19 protein-coding genes and 2 pseudogenes are annotated in these 20,211 nt (G+C 60.5%); 16 read left to right on the top strand and 5 right to left on the bottom strand.

Annotated features, from left to right (window positions below; all coding sequences use genetic code 11):
* Positions 1 to 35 precede the first annotated feature (35 nt).
* From AC2LD7_RS16575 to AC2LD7_RS16550, 6 genes are all read left to right on the top strand, one after another.
* The gene (locus tag AC2LD7_RS16575) at positions 36 to 935 is read left to right on the top strand and encodes a hydroxymethylglutaryl-CoA lyase (protein WP_484598825.1); all 900 of its coding nucleotides are present in this window, start codon (positions 36 to 38) and stop codon (positions 933 to 935) included.
* A 130-nt stretch (positions 936 to 1,065) separates the two neighbouring features.
* A complete protein-coding gene (locus AC2LD7_RS16570; protein WP_484598824.1) occupies positions 1,066 to 1,461 on the top strand; it encodes a MerR family transcriptional regulator in 396 nt (131 codons plus the stop codon).
* Positions 1,462 to 1,912: 451 nt separating this feature from the next.
* Positions 1,913 to 2,998, top strand: coding sequence for a TRAP transporter substrate-binding protein (locus tag AC2LD7_RS16565; protein ID WP_484598823.1), 1,086 nt, complete (start codon positions 1,913 to 1,915; stop codon positions 2,996 to 2,998).
* Between the two features lie 124 nt (positions 2,999 to 3,122).
* Positions 3,123 to 3,737 (top strand): TRAP transporter small permease subunit, encoded by a 615-nt coding sequence (locus AC2LD7_RS16560; RefSeq protein ID WP_484598822.1) that lies wholly within the window; start codon positions 3,123 to 3,125, stop codon positions 3,735 to 3,737.
* Between the two features lie 16 nt (positions 3,738 to 3,753).
* Positions 3,754 to 5,121: a TRAP transporter large permease gene (locus AC2LD7_RS16555; RefSeq protein WP_484598843.1), complete on the top strand. Its 1,368-nt coding sequence runs from the start codon at positions 3,754 to 3,756 to the stop codon at positions 5,119 to 5,121.
* 207 nt (positions 5,122 to 5,328) lie between these two features.
* Positions 5,329 to 6,816 (top strand): sigma-54 interaction domain-containing protein, encoded by a 1,488-nt coding sequence (locus AC2LD7_RS16550; RefSeq protein ID WP_484598821.1) that lies wholly within the window; start codon positions 5,329 to 5,331, stop codon positions 6,814 to 6,816.
* Positions 6,817 to 6,920: 104 nt separating this feature from the next.
* Here AC2LD7_RS16550 and AC2LD7_RS16545 read toward each other — a convergent pair whose 3' ends face one another.
* Positions 6,921 to 8,558, bottom strand: a complete 1,638-nt coding sequence (locus tag AC2LD7_RS16545) for a methyl-accepting chemotaxis protein (RefSeq protein ID WP_484598820.1) — start codon at positions 8,556 to 8,558, stop codon at positions 6,921 to 6,923.
* Positions 8,559 to 8,711: 153 nt separating this feature from the next.
* Positions 8,712 to 9,482 (bottom strand): 3-hydroxybutyrate dehydrogenase, encoded by a 771-nt coding sequence (locus AC2LD7_RS16540; protein WP_484598819.1) that lies wholly within the window; start codon positions 9,480 to 9,482, stop codon positions 8,712 to 8,714.
* 729 nt (positions 9,483 to 10,211) lie between these two features.
* Here AC2LD7_RS16540 and AC2LD7_RS16535 point away from each other — a divergent pair.
* Both AC2LD7_RS16535 and AC2LD7_RS16530 read left to right on the top strand, forming a co-directional pair.
* Positions 10,212 to 10,557, top strand: a pseudogene (locus AC2LD7_RS16535) (con-10 family general stress protein).
* Positions 10,558 to 10,655: 98 nt separating this feature from the next.
* Positions 10,656 to 10,862, top strand: coding sequence for a DUF2795 domain-containing protein (locus AC2LD7_RS16530; protein WP_484598818.1), 207 nt, complete (start codon positions 10,656 to 10,658; stop codon positions 10,860 to 10,862).
* Positions 10,863 to 11,060: 198 nt separating this feature from the next.
* Here AC2LD7_RS16530 and AC2LD7_RS16525 read toward each other — a convergent pair whose 3' ends face one another.
* Positions 11,061 to 12,128 (bottom strand): M28 family peptidase, encoded by a 1,068-nt coding sequence (locus AC2LD7_RS16525; RefSeq protein WP_484598817.1) that lies wholly within the window; start codon positions 12,126 to 12,128, stop codon positions 11,061 to 11,063.
* Between the two features lie 198 nt (positions 12,129 to 12,326).
* Between AC2LD7_RS16525 and AC2LD7_RS16520 the strand changes: the two genes are divergently transcribed.
* The gene (locus AC2LD7_RS16520; protein ID WP_484598816.1) at positions 12,327 to 12,725 is read left to right on the top strand and encodes a DoxX family protein; all 399 of its coding nucleotides are present in this window, start codon (positions 12,327 to 12,329) and stop codon (positions 12,723 to 12,725) included.
* An 80-nt stretch (positions 12,726 to 12,805) separates the two neighbouring features.
* Here the strand turns inward: AC2LD7_RS16520 and AC2LD7_RS16515 are convergent, their stop codons facing one another.
* Positions 12,806 to 13,867, bottom strand: coding sequence for an SDR family oxidoreductase (locus AC2LD7_RS16515; RefSeq protein WP_484598815.1), 1,062 nt, complete (start codon positions 13,865 to 13,867; stop codon positions 12,806 to 12,808).
* An 85-nt stretch (positions 13,868 to 13,952) separates the two neighbouring features.
* On the opposite strand from AC2LD7_RS16515, the gene AC2LD7_RS16510 reads away from it, so the two are divergent.
* The 7 genes and pseudogenes from AC2LD7_RS16510 (at position 13,953) to AC2LD7_RS16480 (ending at position 19,164) form a co-directional block, all read left to right on the top strand.
* On the top strand, positions 13,953 to 14,333 hold the full coding sequence (locus tag AC2LD7_RS16510; protein ID WP_484598814.1) for a winged helix-turn-helix transcriptional regulator: 381 nt from the start codon (positions 13,953 to 13,955) through the stop codon (positions 14,331 to 14,333).
* 91 nt (positions 14,334 to 14,424) lie between these two features.
* Positions 14,425 to 14,826, top strand: coding sequence for a hypothetical protein (locus AC2LD7_RS16505; protein WP_484598813.1), 402 nt, complete (start codon positions 14,425 to 14,427; stop codon positions 14,824 to 14,826).
* 291 nt (positions 14,827 to 15,117) lie between these two features.
* Positions 15,118 to 16,113 carry a DctP family TRAP transporter solute-binding subunit gene (locus AC2LD7_RS16500; protein WP_484598812.1) on the top strand — a complete coding sequence of 332 codons (996 nt, stop codon included), beginning with the start codon at positions 15,118 to 15,120 and terminating at the stop codon, positions 16,111 to 16,113.
* A gap of 47 nt (positions 16,114 to 16,160) precedes the next feature.
* Positions 16,161 to 16,637, top strand: a complete 477-nt coding sequence (locus AC2LD7_RS16495) for a TRAP transporter small permease (protein WP_484598811.1) — start codon at positions 16,161 to 16,163, stop codon at positions 16,635 to 16,637.
* Positions 16,627 to 17,922 carry a TRAP transporter large permease gene (locus AC2LD7_RS16490; RefSeq protein WP_484598810.1) on the top strand — a complete coding sequence of 432 codons (1,296 nt, stop codon included), beginning with the start codon at positions 16,627 to 16,629 and terminating at the stop codon, positions 17,920 to 17,922. The genes AC2LD7_RS16495 and AC2LD7_RS16490 overlap by 11 nt, the downstream gene beginning before the upstream one ends.
* A 318-nt stretch (positions 17,923 to 18,240) precedes the next feature.
* Positions 18,241 to 18,459 carry a gamma-glutamylcyclotransferase family protein gene (locus AC2LD7_RS16485; protein ID WP_484598809.1) on the top strand — a complete coding sequence of 73 codons (219 nt, stop codon included), beginning with the start codon at positions 18,241 to 18,243 and terminating at the stop codon, positions 18,457 to 18,459.
* An 85-nt stretch (positions 18,460 to 18,544) separates the two neighbouring features.
* Positions 18,545 to 19,164, top strand: a pseudogene (locus tag AC2LD7_RS16480) (LysE family translocator).
* A gap of 10 nt (positions 19,165 to 19,174) precedes the next feature.
* Here AC2LD7_RS16480 and AC2LD7_RS16475 read toward each other — a convergent pair.
* Entirely contained in the window at positions 19,175 to 20,113 is a 939-nt protein-coding gene (locus AC2LD7_RS16475) for a LysR family transcriptional regulator (RefSeq protein WP_484598808.1), read from the bottom strand.
* Positions 20,114 to 20,211 lie beyond the last annotated feature (98 nt).

Below are 20,211 nucleotides of genomic sequence, written 5' to 3'. Positions count from 1 at the left end.
GACGCTGCAAACATCGCGACACCCATGGAGGACACATGACTCTGCCCAAACACGTCCGTCTGGTGGAAGTCGGCCCCCGCGACGGCCTGCAGAACGAAAAGCAGCCGATCAGCGTCGCCGACAAAGTGCGGCTGGTGGACGACCTCAGCGCCGCCGGCCTGCAGTACATCGAGGTCGGCAGTTTCGTGTCGCCCAAGTGGGTGCCACAGATGGCCGGCTCGGCCGAGGTTTTCGCGCAGATCCGGCAAAAACCGGGCGTGACCTATGCGGCCCTGACGCCGAACCTGAAAGGCCTCGAAGCGGCCATCGAAGCCGGTGTCAACGAAGTCGCGGTGTTCGGCGCCGCGTCCGAGGCGTTCTCGCAGAAGAACATCAATTGCTCCATCGACGAGAGCCTGGCGCGCTTCGCCCCGCTGATGGAAGCGGCGCGCGAAAACGGCATTCAGGTGCGTGGCTACGTGTCCTGCGTGCTGGGTTGTCCCTACGAAGGCGAGATCGATCCGCAGCGCGTCGCCCACGTCGCGCGCGAATTATTCGCCATGGGCTGCTACGAGGTCTCGCTGGGCGACACCATTGGCACCGGCACGCCGGGTAAAACCCGCCAACTGATCGAGGCCGTCAGCCGCGAGGTGCCGCGCGACAAGCTCGCCGGCCACTTCCACGACACCTATGGTCAGGCGCTGGCGAATATCTATGCCAGCCTGCTGGAAGGCCTCTGCGTATTCGACAGCTCGGTCGCCGGGCTCGGCGGCTGCCCTTACGCCAAGGGTGCCAGCGGCAACGTTGCCAGCGAGGATGTGCTCTACATGCTTAACGGCCTGGGCATCGAGACGGGTATCGATCTGGATGCGCTGGTCGCAGCCGGGCAACGCATCAGCGATCTGTTAGGTCGCCCCAACGGTTCGCGGGTCGCGCGGGCGCGCAGCGGCACCTGACGCCGCACTGGAGGCGCTAGACGATGGCCGGACGCCACTGTGCATAGTGTCCGGCCGCGTGTAGCCTTGCTCGACAACGACATACCCGGCTCGTCGCGAGCCACGGTTGGACACGCAAGACTGGATACTCATGGCAAAGCAGACCTTCAGCATTTCCGATCTGGCCAACGAACTCGATATCACCACCCGAGCTATTCGCTTTTACGAAGAACAGGGCATGCTCGCTCCGACACGACGAGGGCAGGAGCGTATTTACACACCCAAGGATCGCGTTGCGCTCAAGCTGATCCTGCGCGGTAAGCGTCTCGGTTTTTCGCTGGCTGAATGCAAGACGCTGATAGAGCTCTATGACCCCAAGGCAGGCAACCAGAAGCAACTCAACATCATGCTCGGAATGATCGCCGAGCGTCGCCAGCAACTCGAGCAGCAGCAACTGGATATCCAGCAGATGCAGCTGGAGCTGGACACCGCAGAAGAACGCTGCTTCACCGCTCTGAAAGCGACCCTGGGCAAGCAAACGAGCTGAACCATCCTGCGGTCGTTTCGACGGACTGAACTAGCCCGACCGAGCCCCTCGCGGCATACAAGCGCTGGCGCCCTCCCGCTGCTCTCCTCACGCATACATCGCGGTAAGCCATAGCGCTCAACTCCAGCTTGCCCGCCGCCGCCGTCCAGATAATTAGACATTGATCCAGGGTTATGGACACCCGTCAGACCACTCGCCTTGGATGTCCTGAAAATTGGACATCGACCTCTGAATGCGATTCGTCCAAAGGCTCTGAAACAAGGATTACAGCCGTTTTTCAGAGTCAGGCACAGAACCTGCTAAGCAATAGCTGCCAGACGCCAGAATACTTGGCAGAACGGGAGACGCACCGCTGCACGCAGACGTGCTCACTCGCTCCGCTTTCCGCTGCGCAAACGCGCACCGGCCGCAACCTTCTGGTCACCAAAACAAAAAAAAGAAGGAACCTGTAATGCCGTTAATTCGAAAATTGTCCCGTCTCGCCTATGCCATCGGTGCGACCACGCTTCTCAGCGCCAGCCTGATTAGTGCCGAGGCCACCGCCGCCGAGAAGATCCGCTGGCAGGTGCCGTTGGCCTTCCCCTCGCATCTCGTTGGCCTAACCACGCCGATCAAGCATTTGTCCGAATCGCTGAAAGCCATTTCCGCTGGCGATATCCAGCTGCGCTACTACGAGCCCGGCGAGCTGGTACCGCCATTCGAGATCATGGATGCGGTGAGCAACGGTAAATACCCTGCCGGCTACACCTGGATTGGTTATGACCAAGGCACCATCGCCTCGCTGCCGTTGTATTCCGGTGCGCCGTTCAACATGGAACCGCCGGCGTACCTGGCCTGGTATTACGAGGGTGACGGCAAGAAACTGCTCGAAGAAATCTACGCAGAACGCAACATTCACCCAATGCTGTGCAGCATCATCGGCCCAGAAGGCGCCGGCTGGTTCGCCAAGTCAATCGAGAAGCTGGAAGATATCGACGGACTGCGCATCCGCTTTGCAGGCATCGGCGGCAAGGTGCTGGAAAAGCTCGGCGCCTCGGTCACGATGATTCCCGGCGGCGAGATCTACCAGGCGCTGGAACGCAAGACCATCGACGCTACCGAGTTCTCTCAACCGGCAATCGACAAAATGCTGGGCCTCGACCAGATCATCAAGAACTACATCATGCCGGGCTGGCACCAGACCCTGACCACCTCACACCTGCTGGTTAACAAAGGCGTATGGGACAAGCTGGAGCCGCAAAGCCGCGCGCTGATCGAGATGGGTTGCGAGTCCGCCACGCTCAAGGGCTTCGCCGAAAGCGAGTGGGCCCAACCGACTGCGCTGCGCGAGTACGAAAAGCAAGGCGTGAAGGCCCAGGTTCTGCCAACCGAGGTATTGCGTGAACTGGAGCGGGTCACCAACGAGGTGCTCGACGAAATTGCCGCCGGGGATGAAATGTTCAATCGCGTCCTGACCAGTCAGCGCGACTTCATGAAGCACCACTCCATCTGGCACAGCAAGGGCTATCTGCCGCGCGACTACTACCAGTACGACTGATAGCGCCGCTGAGCCTGGAGGCCTGTGCGGTTAGCTAGCTCATTTACTGGCTAACCAAACAGGCCACTCGAGGCACGGCCACCGCCGTGTCTCTTTTCCCTAGTGCCGGATTGCCGAGGTGGCCGTGTCCGTTCATCCCGTTTCCCCCCACGACGCAGTGCCCGCCGCTCACGCGGATGGGCTACCGCACAACAAACTTTCCTTTTGGCTGGACAAGGCTCTGGTCGCCGTTGGCGAACTCAGCGCCTGGATCTGGCTGCTGGTACTGGCGGTGGTGCTGACCAATGTCTTCAGCCGCTTCGTGCTGTCACGTGGCTCGATTGCATTGGAAGAGCTGTCGTGGCACCTGTTCGGCGCCGCGGTGTTGCTCGCCCTGGCCTACTCCGTGGTCCGCGACGACCATGTGCGTGTCGATGTGCTGCGCGAGAAATTCACCCTGCGCAGCCAGGCCATTATCGAATTGCTGGCGATCTTGATCCTGGCGCTGCCGATCGTGGTGCTGATGGTCGACGCGCTGGTGCCCTTCGCCTATCAGGCGTTCATTTACAACGAACGCTCGCAGGCGCCGAGCGGCCTTCCGCACCGCTTCATCTTCAAAAGCGTGTTGCCTCTGGGCCTCGCACTGGTCGCCCTGGCGCTGCTATCGCGTGCTACGCGCTGCAGCACGCTGCTGTTCAATTTCCCGCGGGTCTTTACGACCCAGACGAATGACCGCAACCGCGCTCATTCGCAGCCCTGATGGAGTCGTCGTAATCATGGGTCTGGAACAAATACTCGTCATCAGCATGTTCGCCAGTTTCATGGCGCTTCTGCTGCTTGGTTTCCCGGTGGCCTGGTCGCTGGCCGGCATCGGGTTGCTGTTTGCCGTGCTCGGCCATGTAATGGTCGAACACTTCGATGCCGATCTCTGGTTCACCTGGGATGGCACCATCGGCGTACTGGATGCACGCATCTACGGCATCGTCGCCAACGAGCTGATGGTCGCCCTGCCGCTGTTCATCTTCATGGGCATCATGCTCGACCGCTCCGGCATTGCCGAGCGGCTGATGCACAGCCTGGTGCGGGTGCTCGGCCCGTTGCGCGGTGGATACGCCGTCACCGTGGTGCTGGTGGGCATACTGCTGGCCGCCTCGACCGGCATCGTCGGTGCTTCGGTGGCATTGCTCGGCATGCTCTCCGTCGGGCCGATGCTGCAGGCCAAGTACAACAAGAGCCTCGCGGTGGGCACTGCCTGCTCGGTCGGTACCTTGGGCATCCTGATTCCGCCGAGCATCATGCTGGTACTGATGGCCGATCGCTTGGGCACCTCCGAAGCCTCGGTGGGCAAACTGTTCATGGGGGCACTGATTCCCGGCATGATGCTGGCGGTGATGTACATCCTCTACATCGTCATCGTGTCCTGGCTGAAAAAGGATTTCGCGCCCGCCCCGGCCAACCGTCCAAAGCTCGACGGTCGCGCGTTGATCGATGTGTTCTGGGCCGTGGTTCCGCCCTTCGTGCTGATTCTGGCCGTGCTCGGCTCGATCTTCTTCGGCATCGCCACCACCACCGAAGCCTCGGCGGTGGGCGCCTTCGGCGCAGTGCTAATGGCCGCCTGCAGTCGCAAACTGAACATGGGCGTACTCAAGGAAGCGCTGTATCAGACCAGCCGCACCTCGGCCTTCATCTTCGGCATCTTCATCGGCGCCACGGTGTTCGCCGCGGTGCTGCGCGGCCTGGGTGGCGATGATGTGATTCGCGCCGCGCTCACCGGATTGCCGTTCGGCCAGACGGGCGTGTTGCTTACGGTATTGTTCATCACATTTTTGCTGGGCTTCTTTCTGGATTGGGTGGAGATCACGCTGATCATCCTGCCGCTGGTGGCACCGGTGCTGTTCTCCATGGGCGTCGATCCACTGTGGTTCGCGATTCTCTTTGCGCTGTGCCTGCAGACATCATTTCTCACTCCGCCGGTAGGCTTCGCACTGTTCTACATCAAGGGCGTCTGCCCACCGGAAATCACTACCCGTGACGTCTATCTCGGTGTGTTGCCCTACATCCTGATCCAACTGCTCGGCCTCGCGCTGGTGTTCTTCTTCGCGCCGCTGGCGACCTGGTTGCCCAACGAGATATACGCTCAGTAAAAAACTACCTGCGTTGGCAATACTGCGTTGAAACCTGCCTCAGAATGCTCATTTACATCACGTAAACTCCGCTTCTTCGGCCGGTTTCGCCTTGTCTTGCCTGCCTCGCTAACGTTTTTTTCAGCCTGCTTGCGGCGCTCCGGCTGCCTTGCCCGAGGCCGCCGGCGCCTTCCATAATCGGCCGAACCCAATCGGATTGCTCTGCCCATGGCGATAGCGCGCAACGACCTCGACCGCAACGGCCTGACCATCGGCGTATCCCCCGAGCGCTTTCGCGCCGTGGCGATGCCACTGTTGTTCGACCACCTCAACGCCCAATGCGAAGGCACCATCGCGGTCAATCGCCAGGCACGCATCGTCTGGATCAACGACAAGTACGCCGAAAAAATCGGCATCAGCGATCCACGCAGCGTGCTCGGCAAAGAAGTTGAGGACGTGTTGCCAGCCAGCCGCCTGCGCGAGGTGATGGAGAGCGGCCAACCGAGCATGCTCGACCTGATGGCTTTCGGCAGTGAGCATTTCGTCGTCACGCGCATTCCGCTGCGAGACGAGGACGGCACGCTGGTCGGCGCGTTGGGTTTCGTCCTCTTTGATCGAGCGCGACACCTGAAGCCTTTGATGGCTAAATTCAATACGCTCCAAACCCAACTGGTCGCCACTCAAAACGAGCTGGCCAAGGCTCGGCGTGCGCGCTACACCATTGCCGGCTTCATCGGCACCAGCCCCGCCGCCAGCGAAGTCAAGCGCCAGGCCCGCCGCGCCGCGCAACTCGACGCCACGGTACTGATCCGCGGTGAGACCGGCACCGGAAAGGAGCTACTGGCGCAGGGCATCCACAATCTGTCGCCACGCGCCAATGGCCCCTTCGTCGCGGTCAATGTCGCAGCGATCCCAGAAACCCTCGTGGAAGCCGAACTCTTCGGCACCGCGCCCGGCGCCTTCACCGGCGCGGATCGCAAGGCGCGCATCGGCAAGTTCGAAGTGGCTAACGGCGGCACCCTGTTCCTTGATGAGATCGGCGATCTGCCATTGCCGCTGCAAGCCAAATTGCTGCGCGTGCTACAGGAGCAGGAAATCGAACCGCTGGGCTCCAACCAGGTCAAGCCGCTTAACGTGCGTGTTATTGCCGCCACCCATATCGACCTGGAGGCCAAGGTCGCGGCCGGGCAGTTCCGCGACGACCTTTACTACCGTCTCAATGTACTCGCGCTGAAGGTGCCGCCATTGCGTGAGCGCGCGAGCGACATTCCCGCCGTGCTCGAGCATTTGCTCGACGACATCGCCAATCGCTCCGGTCAGGCACCGATGGAGCTCACCCCCGCCGCCGTGGCGCTGCTCTGCAGCCAACCCTGGCGCGGCAATGTGCGCGAGCTGAGCAATCTGCTCGAACGCGCCCAACTGAACGCCGATGGCTCGCCGCTGGACGCGCGGCACCTGCTGCCATTGCTGGGAGAACAGAGCGCCAACGCTGCGCCACCGGTGCCGGCCGCCATTACCGTCGCCACCGAACCGCCCGCTTTAGAAGACGCACCGCTGCCATTGCTCGCAGAAAGCATCGCCCAGGCCGAACGCCGTGCCTTGCAACACGCCCTGCATGCCTGCAAAGGCAACCGCCGCCGCGCCGCTGTCGAGTTGGGCATCTCGCGCGCAAGCCTCTATTCAAAGCTGCAATTGCATGGGCTGAGCGAGCGGTAATCGCGGCGAAGCGATTCCGATAACACGACGATCCGGCGGTCCGGCGGTCCGGCGATCCGGCAATCGCCGCGGCTAGAACAGCCCGCGGCACTTCGCCTTCTCGATCACGCCTTCAGCCGCTCCATATGGGTGCCAAGGACTTGCGCCAGTTGGCGCAATTCGGCGCTGGCGCCGCGGGTACTCGTCACCGTCTGCCCTCCCGATATGACCGTATCGCGAATGCCGCTGACGCTGCGGTTGATTTCCTCGGCTGTGACGCTCTGTTGCTCTGCGGCCGTGGCGATCTGCAGATTCATGTCGTTTATCGAGGAAACCGCTTGGGTAATGGCGCTGAGGGACTCGCCGGCGTGCGCAGCCTGTTCCACCGCGAGCTGCGCCTTGTCGGCATTTCGAACCATGCACTCGGCTGCCGTCGCTGCACCCGATTGCAGCCGCTCGATGATCGCGTGGATTTCGCGGGTCGATGACTGGGTGCGCTGCGCCAACGAACGCACCTCGTCCGCGACCACGGCGAAGCCGCGCCCATGTTCACCCGCACGCGCTGCCTCGATCGCGGCATTCAATGCCAGCAAATTGGTCTGCTCGGCCACGCCGTTGATTACGTCGACTACCGTGCCGATGTCCTGCGAGTCCTTGGCGAGCTTCTCGACCACGGCGCGCGACTGCGCAAGATCAGTCGTCAGCACCTCGATTGCACGCATGGTCTGCTCGACGACACGACGTCCATCGGCCGCTTGCATTTCGGTCTGGCGCGTCGATTCGGCGGCGAGACCGGCGTTGCGAGACACCTCTTGCACGGTCGCAACCATCTGGTTCATGGCCGCTGCAAGACTGGTGGTCTCGAGCTCCTGGGATTCGGCATCGCGCTGCGCGTTATCCGTTACCTCGGCAAGATGATCGCTGGCAGCGAGCAGCTTTAGATTCGCCTGGGTGACCTGACCGATGACATCGTTCGCAGCTTCGACCAGCGTATTGAAGCTTCGCGCCAACAGCGCTAGCTCATCGCGTCCTTCGACCGGCAAGCGCACCGTCAGATCGGTGCGCCCATCAGAGGCCTGTTCGAGGACGGCAACAGTCCGGCGCAACGGCCCGGTGATGCTACGAATAAGCAGCGTGCTGAATCCAGTCAACGCCAGAAGAATCAGCGCGCCGATGATCAGCGGCCCCTTCACCTCGCGATTCACTGCTGCATCGATGTCGGCCGGGTGGATGCCACTGGATACCATCCAGCCCCATGGCTTGAAGCCGCGCGCCTCGGTCAGCTTCGGCTCAGGTTCGCTGGCACCCGGACGCGGCCAGAGGTATTCCAGTCGCATCGAGCCGTTGCTACGTACACCCTCGACCAGCTGCTGAACGAAGGGCTTTCCAGCCTTGTCCTTGAGGTCACGCAGGTCTCGCCCGACGAGTTGCGGGCTGACTGGATGCATCAGCCAAACGTAGTCCAGATTGTTGATCCACAGATAATGGTCGCCCAGGTAGCGGATGGTACCGATCACATCCATCGCGCCCGTCTGTGCTTGCTCCAGGGTGAGCTCGCCCGTACGCGCGCGCCTCTCGTAGTGCTCCATGACACGTATGGCCGTCGTGAGAGCGGCGTCTACCGCCGCCAATTTTTCCTCGGTAAGGCTGCGCTGCAAGCTCATCACCATCCACAAGGTGAACAGCACGACAACCAGCCCGAGACCGAGCGTAAGCGCCCAGACACGCTGGGCAATGCGGAACTGACGAAAAAACGTATTCATGGCGGAATCCCTTTTTGAACGCCGAGACGACTTTCGGTCGACTGCTGGCGGCAGGCCCGCTCAGTCACGCGCGCGGGCATCGTTCCATTTCACAAATTGAGATGCGGCTGATCGCTTGTGCAACTGGTCGATGATGCAGCGACGGCGGCTGGACTATCGCGCCAGCCAACCACCATCTACATTCCAGGCGGCGCCGCGGACCTGCTTGGCGGCATCACTGCAGAGAAACAGCGCCAGGTCACCCAGTTCATCCGGCGTCACGAAGTCCAGCGACGGCTGCTTTTCCATCAGCAATTCGCGAGTGGCTCGCTGCGGATCGCCGTGTGCCTGGGTTTTGCTGTCGATCTGCTGTTGCACCAGCGGGGTTAGCACCCAGCCGGGACAGAGCGCATTGCAGGTAATGCCGGTGGTCGCGGTTTCCAGCGCCACGGTCTTGGTGAGACCGATCACGCCGTGCTTGGCTGCGACGTAAGCGGCTTTCTGCGCCGAGGCCACTAAACCGTGGACCGAAGAGATGTTGATGATCCGCCCCCAATTGCGTTGGCGCATGCCTGGCAGGGCCAAACGTGTCGTGTGGAATACCGAGGACAGGTTGATCGCGATGATCATATTCCAGCGCTCTTCCGGGAACGTTTCGATCGGCGCGACGTGCTGGATCCCGGCGTTGTTGACTAGAACATCCAGCGATCCGAATTCGCGCTCGGTCTGGCGGACCATATCGGCAATTTGCTCCGCATCCGATACATCAGCGTGGTGGTGCAGCACGCGCGTGCCGTGTGCCGAGACCTTAGCGATGGCCATATCCACATCGCCAAACCCGTTGAGCATGATGTTAGCGCCCGCCTCTGCCAGCTTGCAGGCGATGCCCAGACCGATACCGCTGGTAGAACCGGTGACGAGGGCGGCTTTGCCTTTGAGGGTCATGGCTGTCTCCGATTGCGACCGGGGGCGATCAAGACGGCGCCGCCAAAGGCAGCGAGTTGAGTACCAGCATAGCGGTTGCTACGGATGGCGCTCGGTGCGGCCGAGCGGAACGGCACTAGACAAGACGCTGGCGTGCCGACTGGTTCGAGAAGGGAATTCATTGCAGTTTTCCTTATTGTTTTTGTCACCTCGCTCGGTTAACCCTGTCGGACCCGAAGCACCAAAACGGCATCAGGAACAAGCGAGACCCCGAAGCTAGAGCGAAAGCCATGCCAGACCGGAATACAGGGCAGCGAAAAAGGCTGGCAGACCACTGCAAACCACGCACAGCAAGGCCCTACAAGCACAGTCGGCCACCAGGCACACAGGGCGTACCTGCACGCAACATGTCCAGCGTCCTGTACATGTTCGCCATGCAATACACATCATGGTGTGTGCATGTCCTGTTAGCTGGACTGACAGCATCTGCTTCGCTGCAGGTGTCGTTGTTCCGCCGGCACTCCAGTAGTTTGGAAAGCGAGCATGTATAAATATTTTTCAGCCCGTTTAACAAGCATCCGCACCGCCTCGTTAATTGCAGCGTAGTTGTTTACCACTCATCAGCTTCCCCCAACTTCCTCGAACTCTTACCTTTGCTTTGTTTCTTAAATTTACGGCGGGGCAAACTACAGCAGAACGGTAGTTCGCCTCGTTTAACCTAGCAACTTTCGAGACAGATAGGAGACAGACATGGCTGACAAGAAAGAAGGCATGAGCGTAAACGAAGCGGGACGTAAAGGCGGCGAAGCGACCTCGGCATCGCACGATAAAGAGTTCTATCAGGAAATTGGTAGCAAGGGCGGTCAGATATAGTGGTGGCAACTTCGCTAACGATCCGGAACGTGCCTCCGAAGCAGGACGTAAAGGCGGTCAAAACAGCGGCGGTAATTTTGCCAACGATTCTGAGCGCGCTTCTGAAGCAGGCAGCAAAGGTGGCCAGAATAGCGGCGGCAATTTCGCCAATGATCGCGAAAAAGCCTCCGAAGCCGGCAAGAAAGGCGGTCAGAACAGCCACGGCGGCGGCCGCAACAGCTGACGCGACAACCTAAGCAACCATCTGAGCAACAACCGACACGAGGATGGGAGTGCCGCTCCCACCTTCGCCTATTACATATGTACGAAGGAGTTTTTAACATGACACGAGGTGTTGGGGGTGAGTCACCTGCGAACGTTACGACTTATCTCAAGGGCATTGATTATCCAGCGAATAAGGAGCAGCTAGTACAACAGGCACAGAAGAACGGAGCGGAATCAGCTGTTATGGATGTGATTAACAATATGCCGGAACAAGAATACAGCAACATGGCTGACGTCATGAAAGGCTATGGTGAAGTTAAATAGAACATAGCCATTCAACTTCAGAGAAAGACATTGAAGATAGTTATACCTCAATGCACTGCACCTGATTGCGCGGATAGATGTTAGTGAATGGTTCGGTTAGCCAGAACAGTAATATATATTTCTAATGGCGAGAAAATAAAAGCGCTAGCTTTCATCCGCCTACGGAGCGACGGATCGTCCCTGTCCCGAAGCGCGGCCTCATGCCACCGTCAGTAGATATTCGGTCAGCGTGCGGCCGCAAGCCTCTATCCCATCATTGGTAATCAGCTCGTAGCCGTGGGTGTTTTCCGTTGGAATGGCCAGACAGCCAGCTCGCGCCGACGATCCCGAGCCAAGCACCGCACTTGCATCAGACGCAAACCCTGGCATCAAGGCTGGCTGCGGTGCATAGCCGCAACGCTCCGCCGCGCTGATTAGGTCGTCAGCGACCGACCTCGAATACAAGCCCTTCTCATCCCCGGTAAGAATGATCGGATCGGCACATAGCCGCGTGGCGTATTCGTCAGCAATCGGACCGACTTCCAAAGCGACTGATATGGCTCCAGGCAGGATGCGTGCGGCATATTGCGCGCCCGAATTGGTTTCCTCTTCGTTTGTCGTCATCACAAAATAGACGTCCCGCTTGAGCTCGCCCTTACGTGCAGCCAGCTGCTCGGCACTGCGCAGGGCCGCAACCACAGGCGCCCGGTCATCAAGGAAATGCGCGGCAATCGCATCGTGGACCCGGAACGGACGCCGCCAATGCTGGCTCAGAACCACGCGGTTTCCGGGCCTGACGCCCATTTGCGTCAGATCCGCCTTGCTGCGTCGAGTGATGACATGCACGTCGGACCACTGCACGTTGCCACTGAGAATATGAGTCGATTGAGGCGACTCGGACGTGCCATGCATCGTCCCGAAAGACAGTACGCCGGGCAAGATTTGCGACTCGCCCATGATGTCTACCGGGCACATGCCGAAGTTGACCGGAAATGCGCCGCCCAGCGCGACAATGTGAAGCCGGCCGTCTTCGGCGATACGCTTTACCAGCATGGCGATTTCGTCCTGGTGAGCCATCACCCGTATCGCCTCACTCTGTGCGGCTTCGCGAGATACGCCCGGCGCACGGATCAACCCGATGAGGTTGTTGGCCGGGTCGAGCCAGACCTCGTCACAGCTCGACTCCAGTTCTCTACGGCAAATCGTCCGCACTTCCTCTTCTTGACCACCCGGCCCGCGAGCAATCAGAAGCTCTTCAAGCAGGGCAAAATCCGCCTCGATCGACATGTAGTCTCCATTAGCTAACTATCCATCGCTATGACATCAAGCTGCCGGGAGCGTGCCACGTGCATCTGAAAGGCGGCGATTGCCCATCTACAGCTAATAGACCTCGTTTTTATTACTGTGAGCATCAGCAAATACCCTGGTCTATGTTAATAAGACGTTGATGCCAGAGCCCTGGCGCCAAATAGGACGAGACGAGCCATGACTGACGACAATGGAAAGCTGGTACTGAGAGTATCGGTAGGGGTGCTGATGCTGTTGCACGGCATCTTCAAGTTGCAAAGCGGGGTCGGTGGGATTGCGGGAATGCTGGGCGGACACGGACTACCCGCGTTTCTCGCGTACGGCGTGTATCTGGGCGAGGTGGTCGGGCCGGTATTGGTGATCATCGGCCTATACACGCGCGTTGGTGCAGTGCTCATGGTCGGCAACATGCTGGTCGCCTTCGCCCTGGCACATATGTCGGACCTATTCTCGCTCGGCAAGATGGGCGGTTGGGCGCTGGAGCTGCAGGGGATGTTCCTCTTCGGTGCCATCGCCATCGCCCTGCTCGGTGCCGGTAGATTCAGCGTGGGCGGAATCAACGGACGATACAACTAGCACGACAGCGCCGGTTGCATGGCACGGTCAGGCAACGACCCGCACAAGCCGAAACCCCCGGCCGTGCGGATCGTTACCAGTCACGGGATCAGCTTGCGCGCTCGCAGGGTAGCGAACACGTCGAAGAAGGCTTGATCGCTGGCCTGGTAATCGAGAAACCCAAGCCGGCGGCTCTTCGACATATCGGTCACCACCTCGATCGGTCGCCCGAGGTCTGCGTCGGTATGCCATGGTGAGATGAGCTGGCTGATGTCTTTCTCGGCAAGCTTGAAGCGTTCAGTCATCTCCTTCCAGATGCTGGCATCCTCCGCCATCTGCTGCTCCAGGGGCGCCGGTTCGCCTGCAAAAGGTGCCGCTTCGATGCCGAACCACTCGGCGATGCGTTGCCACATCCAGCTCCAGCGAAACACATCCCCGCTCACCACGTTGAACGCCTCATTGGCTGCTGCCGGCGTCGTTGATGCCCAGTGCAAGTGCCTGGCAAGCTGACGCGCATCCGTCATGTCCGTAAGGCTGTTCCACTGCACCTCGGAACCGGGAAAACGGAACGGCCGTCCAGTGAATCGGCAGATCGAGGCGTAGACCGCAAGGGTCGTCGCCATGTTCATGGCATTGCCGACCGCAACGCCGGTAATCGTGTGCGGCCGATGCACGCTCCAGTTGAAACCATCACGCGCCGCAGCAGCGAATAGCTCATCTTCCTGGGCATAGTAGAAGTTCTCGACATCCAGACGCCCCTGTTCCTCGCGAAACGGCGTCTGTGGCAGAGCGCCCTTGCCGTACGCCTCGAATGGCCCAAGGTAATGCTTGAGCCCAGTCACCAGCGCCACATGACGCACCGTCGATGACGGGCGAACCGCTTCCAAAACATTGCGAATCATCTGCGCGTTGACGCGGATGTTCTCCGCTTCGCTGGGCTGGCGCGCCCAGGTGGTGAGATAAACATGAGTCGGCGCCAGGCCGCTCAGCGCGGCGCCGAGTGCTGACGGATCCAGCAGGTCTGCGCTAATCTGCGTCACGCCCGCTTCGACGAGCGGTCGGCGCGCAAGTCCCGCCACTGGCCATTTTTCATCGACAAGCAGGCGCGCAATCGCACTCCCTACGATTCCACTCGCCCCGACTACCAGCGCATGATTTGCCATGGTTCGTGCCTCCAACTAAAACAGGTGGGCACCTTAACTGCGGTAAAAACGCAATCCAAGTCGGCACCAAAAGGTGACCACCCGCATGCAGCCTGGCTCTGACGAAGAACAATGGCGCGAAGACTGCGCACCAAGACGTGTGCTCGAACTCTTCTCGACCAAGTGGACCAGCATGATTCTGCACACGTTGCATGCCCGGCATGGCGGACTCGCTCGCACCGGTGTGCTGCACCGAAGCTTGCCCGGCATCTCGAAGAAAATGCTGATCCAGACCCTGCGCGAGTTGGAAGCAAGCGGGCTGGTGGAGCGCCATGTTCACGACACGGTGCCGCCGGCTGTCGACTATGGTCTGTCGCCGCTGGGCAAACTTATGATCCAACCGATCGAGTTGATCTACGAATGGGCTCGAGTCAATGCAGCGGCGCTCGACAGCCTGCAACCCAGGCGAACTTCCAGACGCCGCTGAGCATGCAGAAGCCAGAACCAACCTGTACAAGGGCGCACCACCCGCTGAATGGCCTGGGCAACGCCGCCCACGCATCGCTATGATCTGAGCCATGACCTCATCAGCTCCGATCCGCCAACCCTGCCCGCCCGGCGCCTGCATCTGCGGGCGTGAGGAGCTGCTGGAAGTCCCCGGCAACGATTTGCGCATCCTGCGTTTGACCCGCCAGGAAGAGAACCGGTTGCTGGATCGGCTGGAGAACCTGGCGAGCCTGGCCGACCTGGAGCTCATGCGGCAACGGATCCATGAGCAACTCGGCATTCGCCTGGAAATCGCACCGGGTTTTAATGAGGTACGCAGCATGCGCGGCATCCGCATTGATATCGCAGAGCTGCCCGGCCTCTGCCGCAAGACCCGCCAATCGATCCCCGCCGCGATTCGGCGAGGGTTGGAGAAGCGACCTGAAATCGCCTACAGCCTGCTCAACGCCCACGACCTGTTTCGCGATATTTGATTCGTCGACCTTGACGGTAGCAACGTAAATATCTGGCAATAGCGCTCGTCGGCACCTTCTGCGATAGTTGCCCAGGTCAGCCGCCGTGCGGCTGGCGCGCCCTCACCCACAAGGTTTTCGGCGCTCGTGACGCATTGCTAGCCATGCTGCACCTACCATCCGCAGCCTGCAGCGTCCTTTCGCGCTACCCGCGCGTCCTGATGGCCGACCCGCCATCGCCACAGCCGTCGCTGTTCGTCAGCGCCTGCCGTTCGCCAATAAAACCAAGACTGATCCGAACAAGGACGCCCCATGAAACTAACCCGCTGCTTTACCGCGCTGGCCGCCGCCGCTGCCCTGTCTGCCACGTTCTCCGTATCTGCCCGTGAATATTCTGTATCCACCGTACTGTCCGACGCCTTCCCCTGGGGTCAGGCGGCGCAAAAATGGGCCGACCTGGTCGAAGAACGTTCCAAGGGCGAAATCACGCTACGCGTCTATCCCAACGCGCAACTGGTCGCTGGCGACCAGACCAAGGAATTCTCCGCCATGCGCTCCGGGCTGATCGACATGGCTGTCGGCTCGACCATCAACTGGTCGCCACAGGTGCCGGAGCTGAATCTGTTCTCCCTGCCCTTCCTCATGGCCGACAATGCGGATCTCGACGCCATTACCCAAGGCGAAGCCGGCAAGCTCGCTTTCGCCGCCATCGAAAATCGCGGCATCGTCCCGCTGGCCTGGGGTGAGAACGGCTTTCGCGAAATATCCAACTCGGTGAAGCCTGTGAAGGCTCCGGCAGACCTCGCTGGTTTAAAAATTCGTGTGGTTGGATCGCCATTATTCCAAGACACCTTCAACGCGCTGGGCGCCAACCCCACCCAGATGAGCTGGGCCGATGCCAAACCAGCGCTGACCACCGGCGCGGTGGATGGCCAGGAGAACCCCTTGTCGGTGTTCGACGTAGCGCGCGTCGATCAGGTCGGCCAGAAATATCTGACGCTCTGGCATTACATGGCCGACCCGCTGATCTTCGCCGTCAACCAGCGCGTCTGGAAGCAACTGCCTGAAGCCGACCGTGAACTGCTGCGCCAGGCCGCGATCGACGCAGGCAAGTGGGAGATCGAGCTGTCGCGCAGCGGTGAAGCCAAGCGCCTGGAAGACATCCGCGCGCGCGGCGTCGAGGTAACCGAGCTGAGCGATGCAGAGCATCAGGCTTTCACCGAGGCGACCCGTAGCGTGCATGAAACGTGGACGCCGAAGATCGGCGCTGAACTGGTCGAAGCAGCCCGCACAGCGATCGCCGAGTAAAACCGTTTTACCCGGCGGTGCGACGCCGCCGGGATTCGAGGAAACCCATGAACAATCGACAGGACGCGCGCCTTGAGCGCGTGCTGGCTACCCTGGCGCTGGTGATCATCAGCCTGATCAGCCTGGCCAATGTGGTGGTGCGCTATTTCACCGACGCCTCTTTTGCTTTCACCGAAGAGCTTTCGGTCTTTCTTCTGGTCATCCTGACCTTCGCCGGCGCCTCGGTGGCGATGCGCAGCAACCGGCACATCCGCATCGGCTTCCTCGAGCGGCTATTTCCGCGCCTGCGCGTGCCGCTGATTTTCTTGCAATGGTTGGCCAGTGTGCTTGTGCTGGGCCTGGTGCTCTGGTTCGGAGGCCAGTTCGCGCTGGAGGAATACCAGTGGGAATCACAATCTCCCGGCCTCGGGCTGCCGAACTGGTGGTACGTGATCTGGCTGCCGCTTCTGGCGCTGCTGATGATTGTGCGACTGAGCCAGATGACCCTCGACCGGCTGCGCGGGAGGCTTACCGATGAGCCCTGATTTGTGGATGCTCGCCAGCTTTCTGCTGTTGCTGCTGATCGGCGTGCCGGTGGCATTTTCCCTGGCTCTGTCCGGCGCCATCGGCATCCTCGCCGGTCTCTCGCCGGATATGCTCGCGACTCTCGGCACCAACACCTACAACGGCGTCGCCAAGTACCCGTTGATCGCCATTCCGCTGTTCATTCTCACCGGGCTCGTGTTCGAGAAATCCGGCGTGGCACTGCGTCTGGTGCGCTTCGCTCAGGCATTGATCGGCCCACGCCACGGCGGTCTGGCGATGGTGGCGATTCTGGTCTGCCTGATCATGGGCGGCATGAGCGGCTCAGGCCCGGCGGACGCCGCCGCCGTGGCAATGGTGATGCTGCCGAGCATGACCCGCGCCGGTTACCCGAAGCCGTTTTCAGCGACGCTGATTGCCGCTTCGGCATCCACCGCCATCCTGATTCCGCCATCCATCGCGCTGATTCTTTATTCGATCGTGGTGCCGGGCGTGGATCTGCGCGCGCTGTTCGCCGCGGGTCTGTTCCCAGGAATCATCGCCGGTCTGGTCCTATTGCTACCGGCCTGGCTGCTGGCCCGCCGTTACGGCTGGGAAAACCCAGAAGACGCCGAGCGCCCACCCTTGGGCGAAAGCCTCCGCCAGGCGCTGCCGGCGCTATTCGCACCCGTGCTGATCCTCGGCGGTCTGCGCAGCGGCCTGTTCACCCCAACCGAAGCGGCGGTAGCCGGTGTCACCTATGGTGTAGTGATCGGCCTGTTCGTCACCCGCGAGCTGGACTGGCGCAATCTCTGGAAGCTTTGTGGCGAGGCCGCCGTGATTTCAGGCGTGGTGATGCTGATCATCGCCCTGGCTGGCATCTTCGCCTGGGCCGGCACCATGCTCGGCACCTTCCGCCATCTGGCCGAGTGGCTGATCTCACTTTCGGACAATGGCGCGGTGCTGCTGATTCTGGTGATGATCGCTGTGCTGCTGGCTGGCATGCTGCTGGATGCCATTTCGATCTACCTGATCCTGATGCCGATCCTGATTCCAGTGATGCAACACTTCGGCTGGAACCCGGTATGGTTCGGCATCCTCTTGGCGATGAACATCGCCATTGGCCAGTTCACCCCACCGGTCGCAATCAACCTGATGGTCACCGCCGAAGTCGCCAAAATCCGCCTGGAACAGACTGTCGGCTGGGCGATGCTATTCGTGTTGGTGATGGGCAGTGCACTGGTCCTCGTCGCGGTCTTTCCGGAAATTGCGTTGTGGCTGCCGCGCGTGCTGGGGTACGAGGTTTGAAGTCAGTGCGAAGGGCGACCCATGGCCGCCCTCCGTGCTGCCTTTCTGAGGCGAAATGAAACAAGCGGCGCTGTTTCGCTCTCGCTTCGATCAGGTTGCCCTTCACCCGGAGCTGCTTGCGTCCCCACCCGCCTGAGCGCAAGCATTGCGCCAGGCGGTGGTCGATGAACGCGACAGAATCCAGCTTCGATTCCCATGGAGGAAAGATGACCGAACGACTCTTCGTTTACGGAACCTTGGGGCCAGGCCGGCCGAACGAGCATGTACTAGGCAGCATCGACGGATCTTGGGAAGCCGCGAGCGTGACCGGAACACTCCATGATGAAGGCTGGGGAGCGGCCATGGGTTATCCAGGCATCGTGCTGGACACATGGTGACGTGATCCAGGGTTTTCTGTTCAGCTCGGGCGAGCTCGCCGATCACTGGGCCATGCTCGACGCGTTCGAAGGCGAAGCCTACGTACGGGTATCGACCGAGGTAATGCTCGATGAAAATCGAACAGTGGAAGCCTATATTTATACGCTGAGAGCGAATTAGCGCGGCCACTTGGTCGATGATTTGCTTCTCCGCGGCGCCACGGCTAGCTTCATTACCCTTCAACCTGCTCGGGAGTCGCTTTGCCATGCTCACTGCGGAGTTCTTGATTACCTCACTCGTTGTCGTACTCATCCTGGAACCGGCGTGGTATTCACCGTTTCGACCGGGCTGGTACAGGGTCGCCGTGCCGCTTTTTTCGCATCGGTTGGCTGTACGTTGGGCATTGTCCCGCACTTGCTCGCGACGGTATTGGGTCTGGCGGCGGTCATGCATACAAGCGCTTTGGCCTTCGAGACGCTCAAATATGCCGGCGTGGCTTATTTGCTCTATCTGGCCGTTGCAACCTGGCGCGATCGTTCGGCATTCGCCATTCAGCCGGTGCAGACCCGGAGCAGCGCTTTCAGCCTGATAGCTAGAGCGTTCCTGTTGAACATTCTCAATCCCAAACTCACCCTCTTCTTCTTGGCGTTCTTGCCGCAGTTTGTCGAGCCCGGCAGCTCGTCGCCATTGCTGCAACTGCTCACCCTCAGCAGCGTGTTCATGCTGATGACTTTTGCGGTATTCGCCGTGTATGGGTTGCTGGCGCATGGTTTTCGCAAGACCGTAATCGAGTCGGCTCGCGTCCAGGCCTGGCTACGACGGAGTTTTGCGGGTGCATTTGCCGGGCTCGGCGCGCAACTGGCGTTATCCGGACGCGAGGCCTAGCCGAGTTACCTCATGTTGGCGTCGACGACTGATCTCGGTCGGCCACCGGCACCTGTTGCGCCATCAGCTCAGCGACCCAATCGATGAACACGCGGAGTTTGGCACTGACGTGTCGGTTTGGCGGAAAGGCCACATACATCGGCATCGGGTCGAGTCGCCAGTTCTCGAACAGTGGCACCAATTCACCGTGCGCCAGGTGTTCCCTGGACATGTAGTCGGGCAGCCAAAGCACGCCCAACCCCGCCAAACCGGCTGATAGGTAAGCATTGCCGTCGTCCACCGCCAGTACGTAACGACCCAACACGTTGACGCGTTCGCCGTTGCAGTGCATCGCGTACGGAAAGACCTTTCCGGTGCGCGCCCACAAGAAGCCGACGATGCGGTGATGTGTGTCTTCCAGCTCTCGCGGGTGCACGGGCGTGCCGGCACGCTCAACGTAGCTAGGCGCCGCGTACACCCCCAGTTGCAGGTCGCCTATGTGGCGCGCCATCAGCGACAAATCGGTGAGCTCGCCCCCGCGCACCACGCAGTCCACGTTTTCATCGATCAGATCCACAACGCGATCGCTCACGCCCAAGTCCAACTGAATCTCAGGGTATTTCGCGTGAAAGGCCGGCAGCGCCGGTATCAGAATCATGCGCGCGAACGGGCTGGGCACATCCACTCTGAGCCGGCCCCTGGGCGATGCCGAGGCACTGGACAGGCTGGTTTCGGCATCGTCCAGATCAGCCAACAGGCGCACCACCCGGTCGTAATAGGCGGCGCCATCAGCCGTGACGTTAACCTTACGTGTGGTGCGGTTGAGAAGCCTGACGCGCAACCGCGCCTCCAGTTGTTGGACCAGCTGCGTCACGCTGGTCTTGCTTAGATGCAGCGTTTCAGCCGCCTTGGTGAAACTGCCTGTTTCCACCACGCGGGCAAATGCCTGCATCGCGACAAAACGGTCCATATCAGCTCCGAGCGTTGGGATTGTTTGGGATACAAGAACAGTGATGGTCAGGCTTGTGAGTTTATCCGTCCAGCGGGCAGCTCTACAGTCTCTTCGTC

The organism is Stutzerimonas sp., assembly GCF_982611455.1.
Note: the sequence above shows the minus strand (reverse complement) of the source record. Positions and strands in the feature narration are given on the sequence as shown.